This window comes from Streptomyces sp. NPDC006365 (assembly GCF_042870755.1).
Classification (GTDB): Bacteria; Actinomycetota; Actinomycetes; order Streptomycetales; family Streptomycetaceae; genus Streptomyces; species Streptomyces xiangluensis.
This window is the reverse complement of record NZ_JBIAHS010000005.1, coordinates 329,534-346,141: the sequence shown is the minus strand read 5'-3', so window position 1 is coordinate 346,141 and position 16,608 is coordinate 329,534. Positions and strand designations below refer to the sequence as shown.

Annotated in this window: 16 protein-coding genes and 1 tRNA gene; 5 read left to right on the top strand and 12 right to left on the bottom strand. The window is 70.8% G+C overall.

The features are described 5' to 3' along the window. Positions 1-192: 192 nt before the first annotated feature. Both ACFYO0_RS17600 and ACFYO0_RS17595 read left to right on the top strand, forming a co-directional pair. Positions 193-432, top strand: coding sequence for a hypothetical protein (locus ACFYO0_RS17600; RefSeq protein ID WP_388676219.1), 240 nt, complete (start codon positions 193-195; stop codon positions 430-432). 338 nt (positions 433-770) lie between these two features. Next, positions 771-845, top strand: a tRNA-Val gene (locus ACFYO0_RS17595). 61 nt (positions 846-906) lie between these two features. Here ACFYO0_RS17595 and ACFYO0_RS17590 read toward each other — a convergent pair. The 4 genes from ACFYO0_RS17590 to ACFYO0_RS17575 form a co-directional block, all read right to left on the bottom strand. Continuing rightward, the gene (locus ACFYO0_RS17590) at positions 907-1,200 is read right to left on the bottom strand and encodes a zf-TFIIB domain-containing protein (RefSeq protein WP_388676217.1); all 294 of its coding nucleotides are present in this window, start codon (positions 1,198-1,200) and stop codon (positions 907-909) included. Between the two features lie 73 nt (positions 1,201-1,273). After that, positions 1,274-2,221 carry an aminoglycoside phosphotransferase family protein gene (locus ACFYO0_RS17585; RefSeq protein WP_388676214.1) on the bottom strand — a complete coding sequence of 316 codons (948 nt, stop codon included), beginning with the start codon at positions 2,219-2,221 and terminating at the stop codon, positions 1,274-1,276. A 310-nt stretch (positions 2,222-2,531) separates the two neighbouring features. Next, positions 2,532-2,741, bottom strand: a complete 210-nt coding sequence (locus ACFYO0_RS17580) for a hypothetical protein (RefSeq protein ID WP_388676211.1) — start codon at positions 2,739-2,741, stop codon at positions 2,532-2,534. Positions 2,742-2,967: 226 nt separating this feature from the next. Then, a complete protein-coding gene (locus ACFYO0_RS17575) occupies positions 2,968-3,243 on the bottom strand; it encodes a hypothetical protein (protein WP_033324869.1) in 276 nt (91 codons plus the stop codon). Positions 3,244-3,439: 196 nt separating this feature from the next. Here ACFYO0_RS17575 and ACFYO0_RS17570 point away from each other — a divergent pair, with 196 nt between their 5' ends. Next, the gene (locus ACFYO0_RS17570) at positions 3,440-4,765 is read left to right on the top strand and encodes a serine/threonine-protein kinase (RefSeq protein ID WP_388676589.1); all 1,326 of its coding nucleotides are present in this window, start codon (positions 3,440-3,442) and stop codon (positions 4,763-4,765) included. On the opposite strand, the gene ACFYO0_RS17565 is transcribed toward ACFYO0_RS17570, so the two are convergent. The 5 genes from ACFYO0_RS17565 to ACFYO0_RS17545 all read right to left on the bottom strand — a co-directional run bounded on the left by ACFYO0_RS17565 (position 4,756) and on the right by ACFYO0_RS17545 (position 13,081). Then, positions 4,756-5,574 (bottom strand): TrmH family RNA methyltransferase, encoded by an 819-nt coding sequence (locus tag ACFYO0_RS17565; RefSeq protein ID WP_388676208.1) that lies wholly within the window; start codon positions 5,572-5,574, stop codon positions 4,756-4,758. The two genes, ACFYO0_RS17570 and ACFYO0_RS17565, sit on opposite strands and share 10 nt — an antisense overlap. Positions 5,575-5,638: 64 nt before the next feature. Next, positions 5,639-6,871: a uroporphyrinogen-III C-methyltransferase gene (gene cobA, locus ACFYO0_RS17560; RefSeq protein WP_388676205.1), complete on the bottom strand. Its 1,233-nt coding sequence runs from the start codon at positions 6,869-6,871 to the stop codon at positions 5,639-5,641. A 265-nt stretch (positions 6,872-7,136) separates the two neighbouring features. Further along, the gene (gene cobT / locus ACFYO0_RS17555; protein WP_388676202.1) at positions 7,137-10,622 is read right to left on the bottom strand and encodes a nicotinate-nucleotide--dimethylbenzimidazole phosphoribosyltransferase; all 3,486 of its coding nucleotides are present in this window, start codon (positions 10,620-10,622) and stop codon (positions 7,137-7,139) included. A 401-nt stretch (positions 10,623-11,023) separates the two neighbouring features. Beyond that, entirely contained in the window at positions 11,024-12,250 is a 1,227-nt protein-coding gene (cbiE, locus tag ACFYO0_RS17550; protein WP_388676199.1) for a precorrin-6y C5,15-methyltransferase (decarboxylating) subunit CbiE, read from the bottom strand. A 195-nt stretch (positions 12,251-12,445) separates the two neighbouring features. After that, on the bottom strand, positions 12,446-13,081 hold the full coding sequence (locus ACFYO0_RS17545; RefSeq protein WP_386344644.1) for a GNAT family N-acetyltransferase: 636 nt from the start codon (positions 13,079-13,081) through the stop codon (positions 12,446-12,448). A gap of 146 nt (positions 13,082-13,227) precedes the next feature. Between ACFYO0_RS17545 and ACFYO0_RS17540 the strand changes: the two genes are divergently transcribed. Further along, positions 13,228-13,587, top strand: a complete 360-nt coding sequence (locus tag ACFYO0_RS17540; RefSeq protein WP_388676195.1) for a hypothetical protein — start codon at positions 13,228-13,230, stop codon at positions 13,585-13,587. A gap of 54 nt (positions 13,588-13,641) precedes the next feature. After that, positions 13,642-14,025 carry a hypothetical protein gene (locus ACFYO0_RS17535; RefSeq protein ID WP_386344706.1) on the top strand — a complete coding sequence of 128 codons (384 nt, stop codon included), beginning with the start codon at positions 13,642-13,644 and terminating at the stop codon, positions 14,023-14,025. Here ACFYO0_RS17535 and ACFYO0_RS17530 read toward each other — a convergent pair. The 3 genes from ACFYO0_RS17530 to ACFYO0_RS17520 form a co-directional block, all read right to left on the bottom strand. Continuing rightward, a complete protein-coding gene (locus tag ACFYO0_RS17530) occupies positions 14,022-14,525 on the bottom strand; it encodes a GNAT family N-acetyltransferase (protein ID WP_388676192.1) in 504 nt (167 codons plus the stop codon). The genes ACFYO0_RS17535 and ACFYO0_RS17530 overlap by 4 nt on opposite strands. 46 nt (positions 14,526-14,571) lie before the next feature. After that, positions 14,572-15,111 carry an RNA polymerase sigma factor gene (locus ACFYO0_RS17525; protein ID WP_388676189.1) on the bottom strand — a complete coding sequence of 180 codons (540 nt, stop codon included), beginning with the start codon at positions 15,109-15,111 and terminating at the stop codon, positions 14,572-14,574. Positions 15,112-15,224: 113 nt separating this feature from the next. Then, complete coding sequence (locus tag ACFYO0_RS17520; RefSeq protein WP_388676186.1) at positions 15,225-16,385, bottom strand: glycerophosphodiester phosphodiesterase; 1,161 nt, start codon at positions 16,383-16,385, stop codon at positions 15,225-15,227. Between the last annotated feature and the right edge of the window lie 223 nt (positions 16,386-16,608).

Sequence of the window (16,608 nt, the reverse complement as noted above, 5' to 3'; positions counted from 1 at the left end):
CGTGCTTTAACGGGCAGGTCCACAGACGGTCCACAGACTGCCCGACTCGCCGGAAGCTTACGGGCCGTGATCACTCGCCCCATGGCAGCTCCCGCCCAAAGTCGTTCCGCCGACCGCGTGGGCAAGTGGTGGCGTCGTCCCACGATCACAAGAGCTGTAGAGATATAGCCATGTGGCCTGATCGCACTCATCATGAGCAACATGCAGAGTGTCCAAGCGGGAGCAAGAACCGGCAAGACACGTGGATCGCTTGGTTGGTTCTCGATCTCCCTCTTCACGCAGGGGAGCCTTTTCGCGGGAATTTACGTTGCCGAGTTCATCACGGACGGGGACCGCTGGGTCGCCATGCTCGAGTGCGCTTTTGGCATGCTGTTCGCAAGCTGGATTGCCGGAGCCGTGCACCTTCGCCGGATCAGGAAGGCGGAGACGTAGGGGTCACAGGCGTCCGATTCCTGATCGGTACAGCAGCGAAGTACAGCAACCCCGCCGACCGACGCCAACCGCACATCCCCCCAATAGCCCGTTTGACCAGCCCACCAGACCTCAACGACCTCTGCGACCTCCGTGCCCGTAGTCCGCATGAGGAGCGCGAGCAGCAGGGTGCGACTCCGCCGACCTCAGCCCCCGGAGTGAGTGACCAACCGCGCGGACTGAGTGACCAACTGCGTGACAACCGGCACGCACAGCGGCGAACGTCCACGGACGTCAAAGGATTTGCGATGCAGGCCAGCGGCGTGTCAGTATCTGTCCACCGGCCGGACAGGCCGCCCGCGCGATTAGCTCAGCGGGAGAGCGCTTCCCTGACACGGAAGAGGTCACTGGTTCAATCCCAGTATCGCGCACCAGCCGAAGCCCCCGGCCGTCTCGTACGGCCGGGGGCTTCGTCGTGCGCTCTCCTCGAACCTGTCAGGAGGAAAAGAGCATGCGGCCGAAGCTCTTCTGGCGCTTGTGGCCGTAGTGACCGCCATGGCCGCCGTGCGGGGCGCCCCAGGCGGGTGCGGGAGCGGCCGGGTAGGCCTGGGGGGCCGCCGGAGCGGCCGGGGGCGGCGGCGCGGGCTGCTGCCACTGGGACTCCAGGCGGGTCAGTGACTCCAGCTCCCCGTAGTCGAGAAAGATCCCGCGGCAGCCGCTGCACTGCTCGATCTGGACGCCATTGCGGTTGTACGTGTGCATCGGCGCACGGCACTTCGGACACTGCATGGTCGGCTCAACTCCTCGCCGGTCGGTACTGCTTCGCCATGACAGACACTGCCCGGCTTCGGTCGGTTGCACCCTACGTCGGGAAACCCGGAGCCAACTCCGGCGGGTGAGCTGCCATTCGGTCACAGGCGTCGATCACGGCCACCTCCACCTCGTCGAGCGCACGGCCGGCTGCCATCGCCTTCACAATCGCCAGAGCTCCCGTCTGGACGGTGAGGGCGCGGGCCGGGACGTCCAGGGCGGGCCAGGGGTCGGTGTCCGCAGGGAGCGCGGAGCCCTCGGCCTTCTGGTACGCCGCCAGGAAGCGGGTCCATTCGTCGGGCGGGAGGAGTCCACAGGCGAACCAGGCGGCTGGGCGGGCCAGATCCCACGCCGGCTCGCCCAGTCCAAGGTCGTCGATGTCGATCAGCAGCCAGGCGCCGCCCGGGTCGCGGACGAGCTGGCCCAGGTGGAGGTCACCGTGGCACAGCGTGGCCGCGTTCACCATCGGGGCCTCGTTCTTCGCCCAGGCCGGGAGGACGGACCAGGCGCGCAGAACCGGCCCGGCGGCGGGGTGCGGGCCCGCCGCCCGGAGCCGCTCGACGGCTCGGGCCGCCTTCGCCGGACCGCGCATCGGTGGGAGCCCGGACGGGAGCGCGGCTCGGGACGTCCGGTGGAGGCGAGCGAGGAGGGTGGCAGCGTCCTCCCAGGGGGCGGCTTCGGGGGTTTCGGGGTCCACGGGGGTGCCGTACGGCCAGAACGTGACCAGGCGGCCGTGCATTTCGGCAGCGCTCGCAGCGAGCGGCGCCAGCAGAACACCGTCGAGGGCCGGGTGGGCGGCGACGGCCATACGCGCCGCGAGCTCGCCGGTGTCGGTGCCGGAGGCGTGCGCCTTGGCCACGGTGTCCGCATGCCGCACGACGGTGCCATCGGGCCGATCGGCCAGCACGGACGTGTCCGTACCGCAGGCACAGACACTCGCGCCCGGGTGCACCGCGGCGCGCACTTTCGCGGTGAGGGCGGGCAGCACGTCTGCGGTCACTCGGATCCCCCGGGGTCGTACATCGCCGGCTCAACCCGGTGGGCCCGGGTCGACCCCGTGAGCGTACGCAGGCAGCCACGGACCCGGAACCGCAACCATCCACGACGGCCCTCAAACCGCAACCATCAATTGAGCAACCACAACGGCGAGCGTTGGTACGCGAGGCCGGCGCCGGTCCAGGCGCAAAAAAGGCGCCCGCGCAGCTCCCCAGCTGCGCGGGCGTCTGTGCCGTCCGCCGCACCCCCGTCCCCACGGGGTTTCATGGCCGGATGTCCCCGCCCGGACCGCTCTTCCGGGCCTGGGGCGCCGCTCAGCGCCCCAGCATCACGCCCACGGACGACGCTTGTGTGACCACTGCTTCCCAGCCGCCGAAGACGACCACGAGCAGGGTCGCCAGGGGGAGGACCATGGCCGTCGCCACCAAGGGGTGGCGCTGGCCGGACCGGCGGGTACCGAACGCGGCGCTGTTCGCCCTGCGTCCCCGCGTGCGGATCATCGTCCGCGATGCCGTGTCCGCCATGGTCCCTCTCCTGACCTTCTGTTGATGAAGCTCTTGTTGCTGATTGATCTCCTGCTGTCTGACAGCGGCGGGTGGCTGACCTCGGGGGACGAGTGCTGCACCCGCCGCTTGACTTCAAATCTAGGTGGGCGGGGCCCGTGGGGCGTCATGCCGTCGTATCGATTGCCGGGCCTCCCGGAGGATGAGCGATGACCTGCGAAGTACTCCCCTGGGTGGAGACGAGGTCCTAGGTCTCGGGGTCTTCCCGGAGGGGACGTCCGGTCTGCCCCGTCTGTTCCGAGCTGTCCTCCCTGGGCACGGGCTGTTCGACCAGGGCCAGCACCCTGTTCGCCATGAAGCGGGCCGTGCGGACCACCCCTCCGCTGCGGGTGACTTCGCTCACTTCCACGACTCCCCTGCGGACCGCCGTCTCCACTCGGCGCCCCGCGCGGCTCGCCACCACCTCATATGTGCGTGTCGTGTCCCCGGCGTCCACGACTATCTCCACTCGATCACCCTTCACGGGCCCAATCCCCCTTCTGCGACAGATGGTTGGGGATCCCGGCAGCCCAAAGCCGCTGAATTCGCCCGTCCCCTGACCACCTTTCAAGTTTCGCACCCGGCACTGACAATCGGCCGGGCCACGAGGGCGCGGCCTCTGCGCGCGCCCGGCCACGGAAACGTAAGCTGTGCCACGTCAAACGGACCGGGCAGCGGGGATGGACATGGCGATGATGCGCCTGAGGCGCGAGGACCCGCGTGTCGTCGGCTCATTCAAGATCCATCGACGGCTCGGCGCGGGTGGGATGGGCGTTGTCTATCTGGGCTCCGACCGGCGTGGCCAACGAGTCGCACTGAAGGTGATCCGGCCGGATCTGGCGGAGGACCAGGAGTTCCGGTCCCGGTTCGCACGCGAGGTGTCGGCGGCGCGGCGGATCCGGGGCGGGTGTACGGCCCGTCTCGTCGCCGCGGATCTGGAAGCGGACCGTCCGTGGTTCGCGACGCAGTACGTCCCCGGGCCCTCGCTGCACGACAAGGTCGCCGAGGAGGGGCCGCTCACCGCGGCCGAGATCGCGGCCGTCGGCGCCGCCCTCTCCGAGGGGCTCGTCGCCGTGCACGAGGCCGGTGTCGTGCACCGGGATCTCAAGCCTTCGAACATCCTGCTGTCCCCGAAGGGGCCACGCATCATCGACTTCGGCATCGCCTGGGCGACGGGGGCGAGCACGCTCACGCACGTCGGTACGGCGGTGGGGTCTCCCGGCTTCCTCGCGCCCGAGCAGGTGCGGGGTGCCGCCGTCACGCCGGCCACGGACGTGTTCGCGCTTGGGGCCACGCTGGCGTATGCGGCGACCACCGACTCGCCCTTCGGGCACGGCAGTTCCGAAGTGATGCTCTACAGGGTGGTGCACGAGGAGGCGCAGCTGAAGGGCGTGCCGGATGCGCTGGCCCCTCTCGTACGGGCGTGTCTGGCGAAGGATCCGGAGGAGCGGCCCAGCACGCTGCAACTGTCGTTGCGGCTCAAGGAGATCGCGGCCCGCGAGGCACAGGGGCTGAGTGCCGCCCGCCCGCCCACGCCGCGTGGGAGCGGGGCCGAGCGGCCGACGGGGCGGCTCACCGAGAACCACCCGGACCAGCGCACCCAGCGGCGTACGCAGGGCAGTCCCCCGCCGCCGCGGAACGGTACGCCGCCGCGGTCCGGGGCGCGGCCGGTGCCGTCGCGGGGCAACTCGACGCGCTCCGGCTCCGGCGGTCGGCCCGCGGCGCCGCGCAGTGGCTCCGGGCGTCCGGGGCCGCGGACCACCGGGGCAGGGCGGCGGCCCGCCAATCCACGGTTGCTGCGGCAGCGGCTGTTCGTGTTCGTCGTGGTGACCTTGCTGGTGGCCCTCGGGATCGCGGCGGCGCAAGGTTGCCAGGGCCCGGAGCGCGGGCTCGGCGGTGAGCAGCGGCAACTCGAGCCCGTACAGCCGGAGTTCAAAACGCAGGACCTGCCGCCGCTGATGTCCGAGCGGTACGGGTCGACGATCGAGACGCAGCCTCAGGGCTGAGGGCGCCCCGTCGCGACCGCGTAGAACGCGACCGCGGCGGCGGCCCCCACATTCAGCGAATCCACTCCATGTGCCATCGGGATGCGGACCCATTCGTCCGCCGCCACCAGGGCCTGGGTGGACAGGCCGTCGCCCTCCGCGCCCAGCATCAGGGCGACCCGGTCCATCCGATGCGGGGCAACCTCGTCGAGGCTCTTGGCCTTCTCGTCCGGAGTGAGCGCGAGGAGGGCGAAACCCGCCTCGCGGACCGTCTCCAGGCCCTTGGGCCAGGTGTCGAGACGCGCGTACGGGACGGAGAAGACCGCGCCCATGGAGACCTTCACGCTGCGGCGGTAGAGCGGGTCCGCGCAGTCCGGCGAGAGGAGGACCGCGTCCATGCCCAGGGCGGCGGCGGAGCGGAAGATCGCGCCGATGTTGGTGTGGTCGTTGACCGACTCCATGACGACCACCCTGCCGGCCGTCTGAAGCAGATCGTCGGGGGTCGGCAGTGGCTTGCGCTGCATGGAGGCGAGGGCGCCGCGGTGCACGTGGTAGCCGGTGACCTGCTCGGCGAGTTCGGGGCTCACCGCGTACACCGGGGCGGGGAGTTCGTCGATGACGTCGCGCATGACGTCGACCCACTTGGCGGAGAGCAGCATCGAGCGCATCTCGTAACCGGCGTCCTTGGCCCGTCTGATGACCTTCTCGCCCTCGGCGATGAACAGGCCCTCGGCGGGCTCGCGCTTGCGGCGCAGCTCGACGTCGGTCAGGCCCGTGTAGTCGCGCAGGCGCGGGTCGTCGGGTTCCTCAACGGTGATGAGATCTGCCACAGGGTGATACTGCCTTGTCCTGGGTGCGGTGCCAACGGCTCGGACAGGGTTGAGTTACCCCGGGTTACGCGGAGGTCTCCGGGCCCACGTTCACCACGTCGCCGATGACGATGACCGCCGGCGGTTTCACGTCCTGGGCGCGTACGGTCTCTGCCACCGTTTCGAGGGTCGCGTCGACGCGGCGCTGGGCGGCCGTCGTGCCCTCCTGGACGAGGGCCACGGAGGTGTCGGCCGGCTTGCCGTTGTCGATCAGCGTGCGTGCGATGGCGCCGATCTTGTCGACGCCCATCAGGACGACCAGGGTGCCGCGGAGCTTGGCCACAGCCGGCCAGTCGACCAGGGAGCGCTCGTCGTCGGGGGCGACGTGCCCGCTGACGACCGTGAACTCGTGGGCCACCCCTCGGTGCGTGACCGGGATGCCCGCGGCGCCCGGGACCGAGATCGAGCTGGAGATGCCGGGGACGACCGTGCAGGCGATGCCCGCCTCGGCGAGCGCCTGGGCCTCCTCCATGCCACGGCCGAAGACGAAGGGGTCGCCGCCCTTGAGACGGACCACGGACTTGCCCTGCTTCGCGTGCTCGATGAGCGCGTTGTTGATCGCTTCCTGGGCCATGAAACGGCCGTACGGGATCTTCGCCGCGTCGATCACCTCGACGTGCGGCGGGAGTTCGGCGAGCAGGTCGCGGGGGCCCAGGCGGTCCGCGATGACGACGTCCGCCTCGGCGAGAAGGCGACGCCCGCGGACCGTGATCAGGTCCGGGTCGCCGGGGCCGCCGCCGACCAGGGCGACGCCCGGGGTGCGGGTGCGGTGGTGCGGGGCTACGAGGGTGCCGTCGCGGAGGCCTTCGACCACCGCGTCGCGGATGGCGGCGGTGTGGCGGGGGTCTCGGCCTCGGGCGTTCGTCGTGAGTACGGCCACCGTGACGCCTTCGCTGTGGCCTGTCGCGGGGGTCCAGGCTGTGGCTGCGTCGGCGTCGTCGGAGCGTACGCACCAGACGCGGTGGGCTTCTGCCTCGGCCGAGGCCCTTGTGTTCGCTTCCGTGTCGCTGGTGGCGATGAGGGCGTACCAGGCCTGGGCCAGGTCGCCCTCCTCGTAGGGGCGCCTCTCCCAGGTGAGTTCGCCTGCGTCTGCCATTGCCTCTACGGAGGGGGTGGCTGTCGGGGATACGAGGTGGATGTCCGCGCCTGCTGCGATCAGGGCCGGGAGGCGGCGCTGGGCCACCTGGCCGCCGCCGAGGACTACTACTCGGCGGCCGGTGAGGCGGAGGCCTACGGGGTAGGCGGGGTGTTCGGCCATGGAGGTGCAGCTCCTCATGCGGCGGTGCGGGGGCGGGGCCCTGCGGCTCTGGAGTGCCCCTGACATGCGGATTTTAAGGTGCGGGGTGGTGGGCGGCTGGGGTGGGTGGGTTTTCTTTCCCCAAGCCCGCCCCTTCCCGAAACCGGGAGTTCCGCCCCCGGGACCCCGGGTGGGGGCGGGTGGGCAGCGCTCTTGGTGCGGGCCGTCGTCGGTCTGTGGCCACTCGTTCCGCCATGCGGAACGCCTGCCCACAGACCGGCGGCGGCTACTTCTCCGTTACCCCTGCTGAGTCGAACGTTGCTACCTCGTGCATTGCTCTTGCTGCGCTTTGGACCATGGGGAGGGCCAGTAGGGCGCCTGTGCCCTCGCCCAGGCGGAGGTCCAGGTCCACCAGGGGGCGGAGGCCCAGTTTGTTGAGGGCGGCTACGTGGCCCGGCTCGGCGCTGCGGTGGCCTGCGATGCAGGCTGCCAGGACCTCGGGGGCGATGGCGCGGGCTACCAGGGCGGCGGCGCCGGCGCTTACGCCGTCCAGGATCACCGGCGTACGCAGGGATGCGCCGCCCAGCAACAGGCCGACCATCGCGGCGTGTTCGAGGCCGCCGACCGCGGCGAGGACGCCAATGGGGTCGGCGGGATCCGGCTGGTGGAGTTGGATGGCGCGGCGTACGACCTCGGTCTTGCGGGCCAGCGTCTCGTCGTTGATGCCGGTGCCGCGGCCGGTGACCTCGGAGGGGTCGGTGTCCGTGAAGACCGCGATCAGGGCGGCGGACGCGGTGGTGTTCGCGATGCCCATCTCGCCCGTGACCAGGGCCTTGTTGCCCGCGGCCACCAGGTCGCGGGCCGTGTCGATGCCCACCTCGATTGCCTGCTTGACCTCCTCGCGGGTCAGCGCGGGGCCGGTCGTCATGTCGGCGGTGCCGGCCCGGACCTTGCGCGGCAGGAGGCCGGGGGTCGCGGGCAGGTCGGAGGCGACTCCCACGTCGACGACGCAGACCTCGGTGCCGACCTGGCTGGCGAAGGCGTTGACGACCGCTCCCCCGCCCAGGATGTTGGCCACCATCTGACCGGTGACCTCCTGCGGCCACGGGGTGACGCCCTGGGCGTGCACGCCGTGGTCGCCCGCGAAGATCGCGACGGCGGCCGGTTCCGGGATCGGAGGCGGGCACATCCGGGACAGACCGCTCAGCTGTGCGGAGATGATCTCCAGCATGCCGAGGGCGCCCGCGGGCTTCGTCATGCGCTTCTGGCGCTCCCACGCCTCGCCGAGCGCCTTCGCGTCGAGCGGGCGAATGTTGGAGACGGTCTCGGCGAGCAGGTCGTGCGGCTCCTCGCCGGGCAGGGCGCGGCGGCCGTACGTCTCCTCGTGGACGACCCAGGACAGGGGCCGGCGCTTGGACCAGCCGGCCTGCAGCAGCTCGGGCTCCTCCGGGAATTCGTCCACGTAGCCCACACAGAGGTACGCCACGACCTCCAGGTGCTCGGGCAGGCCGAGGGTCCGGACCATCTCGCGCTCGTCGAAGAAGCTGACCCAGCCGACGCCGAGGCCCTCGGCGCGGGCGGCCAGCCACAGGTTCTCGACCGCGAGAGCGGAGGAGTACGGGGCCATCTGCGGCTGTGTGTGGCGACCCAGGGTGTGACGGCCGCCGCGGGTCGGGTCGGCGGTGACGACGATGTTCACCGGGGTGTCGAGGATCGCCTCGATCTTCAGTTCCTTGAACTGCTTCGCGCGGCCCTTGGGCAGCGACTTCGCGTACGCGTCGCGCTGCCTCATGGCCAGTTCGTGCATCGTGCGCCGGGTGTCGGCGGAGCGGATGACGACGAAGTCCCAGGGCTGGGAGTGGCCTACGGACGGCGCGGTGTGCGCCGCCTCCAGTACGCGGAGCAGTACCTCGTGCGGGATGGGGTCACCGCGGAAGCCGTTGCGGATGTCACGGCGCTCGCGCATGACGCGCAGGACGGCCTCGCGCTCGGCGTCGTCGTAGCCGGGCGCGGCGGGGCCGGGGGACTCGCGTACATCCGCTACGGCGGCCGGGCTCTCCTCCTGCTCGCGCTGCTCTTCCTGCTCAGCCTCATCGTCCTGGTCGGCGGCGGCCAGGGTGTCCAGGTCCTCCGCCTGCTGAGCTGCTACGGGCTGCTGCTCCGGGGCCTCAGCATGCTCGGCGTCCTCAAAGGAGGGTTCGGGCACGGGAGTTGCCTCCGGTCCGGCGACGGCAGGTTCAGCCTGGTCGGCCTGTTCGGCCTCGCGGGGAGCCGGGAGCGTGACCACGGGGTTCTCGGGAGCCGGGGGTTCGGCGGTCTCCGCGGCGGCGGGTGCGGGCGCCTCCTCGGCGGCCGGTGCCGGTTCCGCCTGAGCGGGGTGTTCCGCCTCCGGGAGGGGCGGGACGGTCATGGCGTGCGGGGGTGTCGGGGCGAGGTGGGGCGTCGTCGGGATGGTGCCTTCGACGGGCACGAACTGGCCGACGCGCTGCCCCGGTTGGGCTTGCTCAGGGGCCTGCGCGGGTACGGCGGCGTCCGCGGGCGTGACCAGCTGCGGCTCGGCGGGATCCGGGGTCGGCGCGTCGGGCAGCGCCGGCGCCTCCGCAGGATCCGTGAACTGCGCGGCTTCCTCGGTGACCACGGGCTGTGCCACCTCGTCCGCGCCGGTGACCGGGGCCTGCGGCTCGGCTTTTGCGAACTGCTCGGCGTACTCCGGGAATTGCGGTTCGGCGGCGTGCGCGGGCAGGTGGGGCTCGGGCGCCGGCGGGAAGTGCGAGACCGCCGGTGCGGGCTGGAAGTGCGCGGCTTCGGCGTGGTCGGCCGCGTGCGGCGCCTGCGCGGGAGCCGCAAGGTGTTCGGGTTCCTCGTACTGCGCGGGCTCCTCGTACTGCGCGGGCTCCTCGTACTGCGCGGGCTCCTCGTACTGCGCGGGTTCCGATGCCCGGATCGCGTCATCCGGGACCTGAGTAGCCTCCGGAGCCGGCTCCTGCGGGAACTGCTCGGCCTCCGGGCTCTGCGCAGCCGCAAGCACGAACTCCTCCGCGGTGTCCGGGACTCCGGCCAGGCCCGTGACCTCGGAAGCTTGTACGGACTCCGTCACCGGCACGTCGGCGGAAGCCTGCGCGCCTTCGGAACTCTGGGCGGCATCGGCACCAGCAGCCGCCTCACCAGGCGCCTCCTCAACGGCCTGCGGAGCGGCAACCTCCTGGCCCACCCCAGCCTGAGGAACCTCACCGACCCCCACGCCTTCGGAGCCCTGCCCCGCTCCGTCGGCCTCCTCAGTACCCCGGACGACCGTTTCTGCAACACCCGCCTCAGGGCCCGCCTGGGCCTGGACTCCCCAAGGCGTCGCCCCAGCCGGACCGCGGTCGGCCAGCGAGCGCACCGGGCTCCCGGCGCTGTCCGGTGTCGGCGGACCGAGGTGCAGCGGACGACGGGCTGCGACCGGCTGCGGCGCGGGCTCAGGAGCGGACGCAGGGGCGCGCTCGGGCTCCGGCAGCCGGACCCCTCCCAAGTCGACCGATCCGCTGTCCCGGCCCGACATCTCGTGCGGCCCGGGCTCGTGCACAACCTCGGGGACGGGATCCGGTGGTGGCGGAGGGACCTCGTTGCCCCAGGCGCCCTGGGCGCCCGGCAGCAGCAACAGGTCTTCGTGGTCCTCGGCGGGGGTCTCGGAGAGGTAGGGGTACGCACCCGGCGCCTGGGCGCCCGGCTGCTCCACCACGCCTGCGCTCTCCGGCAGTCCTTCGCCCGGGACCTGGCCGGTGTCGGTCATGCGTACCCCTCGCCCATCGGTTTGTGCTCTACGACCTGCTCGTCCGGAGCGGTGCGTCGACCGCCCGCAGTGAAGAACGAGCATGCGTGCCGGGCGGCACGAACGGCCAGTCGACAAAGCCATTAACAGGCATTGTCGCGGTCGGCCGGTCACCATGGCAGTGTGATCCGCCATGGCCCGCTGTGGACTGCGCCACGTTGCGCGCCCTCCGGTCCGCCGTACCACACGCATCCCAAATCGGGCCCGTTTTCCGGACATTGACCGACGAAATTTCGGACAAGCCGACGCAGTACAACGGTCGGCCAGCCTACCGCGAGCGGTACGACAACAGGATCACGGGGCGCGATCGGGCATCCCGCCCGTCGCCCGACCACCACCCCTCAACGAGGCTCCCCCCGTGCTCAACGCCCGGGGGTATCCCCATCGCGCCGCACCTGCTTGCCTGTAAGCAGGAAAGCAACGCTGCGTTCCTTCTCCGTCCAGGCGCGGGTGTCCAGTTCGACGGACTGCAGAAGCGCGCACTCGACCTGATAACCGTGCTCCGTCAGGTCCCTGCCGATGAGTTCGGCCTCGTCGCGTGTCGCGGCGTGCGTGACGATCCGCTGGGGGCGCCGGTCGGCGACGGCGGAGACCACCGCGGCCCCCCCGCCCCCGACGCGTACGACATCGGGTTCGGGCAGGTTCTCCAGGATGTGCGGCGCGGTGCCCTGCACGATCTGGAGCTGTACGCCGAAGCGGCGGGCGGCGTCCATGGTGCGGGCGCAGGCGTCCCGGTCGCGGTCCACGGCGATGACCCCGGCGCCGCAGCGCGCGGCCTCCGTGGCGAAGGCACCGCTGCCGGAGCCGATGTCCCATACGAGGTCGCCCACGCGCGGCCCCAGATGGGCGAGTTGAGCGGCCCGCAGCGGCTCGTTCTCGCCCTCGCCGACCGCGCCGCCGTACGCCTCGGCGGGCAGGGCCCAGCCGCGCGGTCCTGCGCCCGGGTCGCGTCCGGCGATCCAGCCGCCGCGTTCGGCCGGGGCGACGGGTCCGCCCATGACGATGACCACGTTCGGGTCGCGCCAGGTGTGATCGGCGGCCTTGTCGGAGGTGAGGATCGTGACCTGTTCGCGGTCGGTGCCGAGTTCCTCGCAGATGACGAAGGTGCGGTGGACTCCCTCGAGAAGCAGTCCGAGTTCGGCCGGTCCTGCGCCGGGCGAGGTGAGGACGGCGACCTTGGTGTGGGCGCGGCAGACGTTCACGGCGCGTCGCAGGGTGCGGCGGTGGGCGACGACCACCTGGGCATCGTCCCAGGGCATTCCGGCACGGGCGAAGGCGGTGGCGACCGAGGAGACGGCGGGCACCACTTCGACCTCGAGGCCGAACTCGGGGGCGCGCAGGGTGCGTACGACTCCGAAGAAGCCCGGGTCGCCGTCGGCGAGGACCACGGCGCTGCCGCGGTGTCCGGCGATACGGCGGGCGGCGAGGCCGACGCTGCCGAGCCGGATGCGTTCGGCGGCCAGGGGCACTTCGGGCAGCGCCAGGTGATGGGCCGCGCCGGCCACCAGTGTGGCGGCGCCGAGTGCGGAGCGCGCCGCGTCGGTCAGTGGCGAGCCGTCCCAGCCGATCACCGTGACCCGGTCGGCCATCGTCGTCAGTCTCCCGAAGTCTTCGCAGGTCGTGTGGTGATGGGGGTCTCCCGCTCATGGGGTCCCCCGCTCGAGCGAAGTCGAGAGTGGGGGGAGAAGCCCGGAGTGGGGAAGTGTGGAGCCCCGTGAGCGTACCTGGTGACTTGTGGTGATGTGGGTGGGGGTCGCGGCGGCCGCCCCTCCGTTTGGTTCCGGTCAGTTCCAGTCGGAGTACGTGAAACCGCCGGAGTCGGCGGACTCCTCGCCGACGCCGTCGAGGTCTTCGGGGAGCAGGCTCCACACTATGTAGTCCGTACGCAGGTCGGCCCAGCCGCCGTCCTCCGTGCGGGTCCTGGCTATACAGGCACCGCGCAGGACGCCCTCGCTGATACAGCCGATCTTCTGGGCGACCTGCTGGGAGGCGGTGTTGTCGGCCGCCGTACGCAGCTCCAGGCGCTCGAACTTCTGGTCGCGCAGCAGCCATTGGGCGGTGGCGAGTGCGGCCTCGGAGGCGTAGCCCTCGCCGCGTGCCCAGGGCGCGATGATGTACGACATCTCGGTGGCGCGTACATGCCAGTTGGCCTTGCTCAGCTGGATGACGCCGACCAGACGCTGGGTGAGGAACTCGGTGACGGCGAGGGCGATACCCCGGCCTTCGGTGCGCTCGACGGGTGCCTCGTCGGTGACCCAGGTACGGGCCGCGCCCTCGGTGAAGGGCTGGGGCACCGGCGTCCAGGCGACGACCAGCTCGTCGTTCATCATCTCGGTGAGGGCGGGAACATCGTCGTCCTCGAGAGGGCGCAGCACCAACCGCTCCGTGCTGAGGGAGATGTCGGGGAAGGTGTTCGTCATGCGCCGCTCCGTAACCTTCAGGGACCGTCGGGCCTGCTGAACTGCCCAGCATGCAGCATCAGAGCACCGAACTGCACCACGGGGCGGTCAGGAGCGCGGGCAGGGGCGCGGGCGCCGCCTCTTTTGGCCCGTAATAGGGTCTGAGCATGCTTGATGCCCTGACGTGGACGACCGCCGTCGCCGCGCTCGTGCTCGCCGCGTGGTGCGGCTGGGCCGCCTATCGCGACCAGCCGACGAAGGATTGGCACTTCATCGGTATGGCGGTGGTGTCACTGCTCGCCCTGGTCCAGATGGTGGTCGGGATCGTCCATCTGGCGCGCGGTGAGAAGCCGGAGCAGGGCACGACGATCTTCGTGGCGTATCTGATCGGCGCGTTCGCCTGTATCCCGGCGGCGGGCTTCATGTCGCTTGCGGAGCGCACCCGTTGGGGCTCGGTGACGGTCGCGGCCGGTGGTGTGGTGCTCGCCGTGCTTCAGGTGCGGCTCTATGACATCTGGGGAGGCTGAGGGCCTGTGACCGAGGAGAAGCCCGCGCGGACGCGGCTCATCAGCGGTCCGGGCATGCTGCTGGTCTGGCTGTACGGCGTGATGGTCGTCGGCGCAGTCTCGCGCTCCGTCGTGCAGATCGCGACGGAGTTCGACAAGGCGCCGCTCGCCTACTCGCTGTCCGCGGTCGCCGGCCTCGTGTACGGCTTCATCACGTACTCCCTGGTCCGCGGCGGCGAAACGGCCCGCAAGGCGGCGCTGGTGTGCTGCGCCGCCGAGCTCGCGGGCGTACTGACCGTGGGCACCTGGACCCTCGCGGACCCCTCCGCCTTCCCGGACGCCACGGTGTGGTCGGACTACGGCATGGGGTACTTGTTCATCCCCGTACTGCTCCCGGTCACGGCGATGTTCTGGCTGCGCAAGGCGCGTACCAGGGCGCCTGCCGCGGAGCGGAGCTAGGCACTCGCGACGAACGCGCCCGCCTCCACCGGCTTGGCCAGCGTCACCAGCGTGAGGCGCTCGTGGATGCGCCGCCTGGCCACGGCCTCGTAGCCGTGCCTCCGGTAGAGCTGGAGATTGTGCTCGCTACGGTGCCCGGTGAACAGCTGGAAGCTCTTGACCGCGCCGCCCTCGGAGAGCTTCGCCTCGATGGCCTGGAGCAGTCGTCCGCCCAGGCCGTGCCGCTGCATGCGGGGGTGAACGATCAGCTTGTCGATGCGCGCCGTCCCGTCCGCGTCCACGGAGCCGCGCACCGAGGCCACCACCTCGTCGCCGAGCCGGGCCACCAGGACCGTGCCGCTCGCCAGTTCCGCCTTGAGGGAGGCGAGGCTCTGGGTGAGGGGCTCGATGCTGTAGTCGCCGTACAGCTCGGCCTCCCTCTGGTAGCAGAGGAACTGCAGTTTGAGGATCTGTTCGGCGTCCTGCTCGGTCGCCCCCGAGATGGTCACGCTCATGCCCATGTGTGCATGCCTCCCGCTCACCTGTTCCGCCGGTTGTCCCTCACTCCTATCCCCGCGGTTCGTCGGCCGCAACCTCCGCGGCGAGCATTCGACGCAGACATCCCAGGCATCTGGAACGTTCCGGGCCAAGACTGCCCTGTGAGATACCCAACTCCCCTGCGATCTCCCGGTATGTCAGGTCTTGCGGGGACAAGAGCGCAGCCATCAGACGCGGGCAGCGGCCAGGGAGCCGGCGCACGGCGGAGTGCAGGGCGCGACGCCGGGCCGCGGTGAGCGCGAGCTGCTCCGGGTCCGGGCCGCTGTCGTCGGCGGGCTCGGTGGCGTACGGCAGCTCGATGCCGGCGGCGTGACGGGTGCGGCGGGCCTCGGTGCGGACGGCGATGCGCAGCCAGTCGGCAGGATCGGACGGCGGACCGTCCCCGTCGAGGCGTTCCAGGAGCCGCAGCCAGACGGCCTGTTCGAGGTCGCCGGGCTCGACCCCGGAGGCATGCGCCTCCGCGGAGGCCTCGGCGGCGAGCAGCGGGCTCAGCGCGCCGACCATGCCCATGGCGGAAACATACGTGGCTGCCATATCCGTGGCAGACATGTCATACGTCATATGCGGCACGACGCGGTCGCCCCGGGAGAGGTTGCCCGGAGCGACCGTTTTTCACCCCAACCGCTGCATCGGGGCTCAGCCGTTGACCTCGGCAGTTGACCTCAGCCGTTGACGAAGTCCTCGCGGGCGAGGAGACCGGTGTCCGGATTGTCGGTGAAGATGCCGTCGATGCCGGTCTCGAAGTACACCTGGAAGGCACCGAACACGTCGCCGTAGGCGTTCGGATCGGTGCCCTTCCTGAAGTTCGCGGGCAGGAAGGAGTTCTCGTTGCGCATCGTGTACGGGTGCAGGATCAGGCCCGCGTCGTGCGCGTCGTCGACGAGTGTGGTCGGCGTGGTGAGGTTGCCGCTCGCGTCCTTCGGGATGATCAGGTCGAGCAGGGGGCCGATGCCCTGCGCGTACGAGGCGATCCACTCAAGGCCTTCGGGCTTGACCAGGTCGGCGACGGTGCGTGGGTCGCCCACCTCGATGAAGTCGTACGGCCGGTCGTCGGGCGTCCACAGCAGCACCACCCTGGGCGTGCCGACCAGCCGACTCATCCTCTGCATGCTGGTCGGCTCGAACGACTGCAGGAAGACAGGCGAGTCCTGCCTGTGCCGACCGTACTTGCGCAGCAGCTTCGCGAGCGGCTCCTCCAGGCCGAGTCCCAGCTTGCGGAAATACGTGGGGTGCTTGGTCTCGACATGCAGCCAGACCTGCTTGCCGCGGCGCTTCGTCTCATGGTCGGCCCAGCGCAGCACCTCTTCGAAGGAGGGGATCGCCCAGCGGCCGTCGTAGAGCGTGTTGTGCGGGCGCGTGCCCGGGATACGCTCCTTGGCACGCAGCGTCTTCAGCTCGGCCAGCGTGAAGTCCTCGGTGAACCAGCCGGTGAGGGAGGTGCCGTCGACGACTTTCGTGGCCTTGCGGTCGGCGAACTCCGGGTGCGCGGCGACGTCGGTCGTGCCCGTGATGTCGTTCTCGTGGCGGCACACGAGGTGGCCGTCCTTGGTGGGGACGAGGTCCTGCTCGATGACGTGCGCGCCCATGTCGAGGGCCAGTTGGTACGCGCCGAGCGTGTGCTCCGGTCGGTAGCCGCTGGCCCCACGGTGCCCGATGATCGTCGGCACGGGCAGGCTCTTGTAGCCCCTGCCGCCGCGCTGCTCGGCGGCTCTTGCCGCGCCCGGCAGCCCGAGGGCCGCTCCGCCCACGCCCAGCACGGCGGCCCCGAGCAGTGCTCGCCGTCCCGTGCCCCGACCCTGCTCGTCCAACCCCTGCGTCCCCATGAGCGCTCCTCCGGTTGCTGCCCTGCACCTGCCAAATCCGGACGATCGTAGGTGCCCTTGGGTGACAGGCGGGAGACCTGGGACGGAATACGCGGATGATGCTGAGTGTCGTATGAGGTGCGGGAGTTGAGGGAACCCGGGCTTGATGGATGCGGCATTTGTCACACATCTCGTCCAGGTGTCGGGCGTGCAACAGCGCGCCACCCCAGGTAAACAAGTAGCG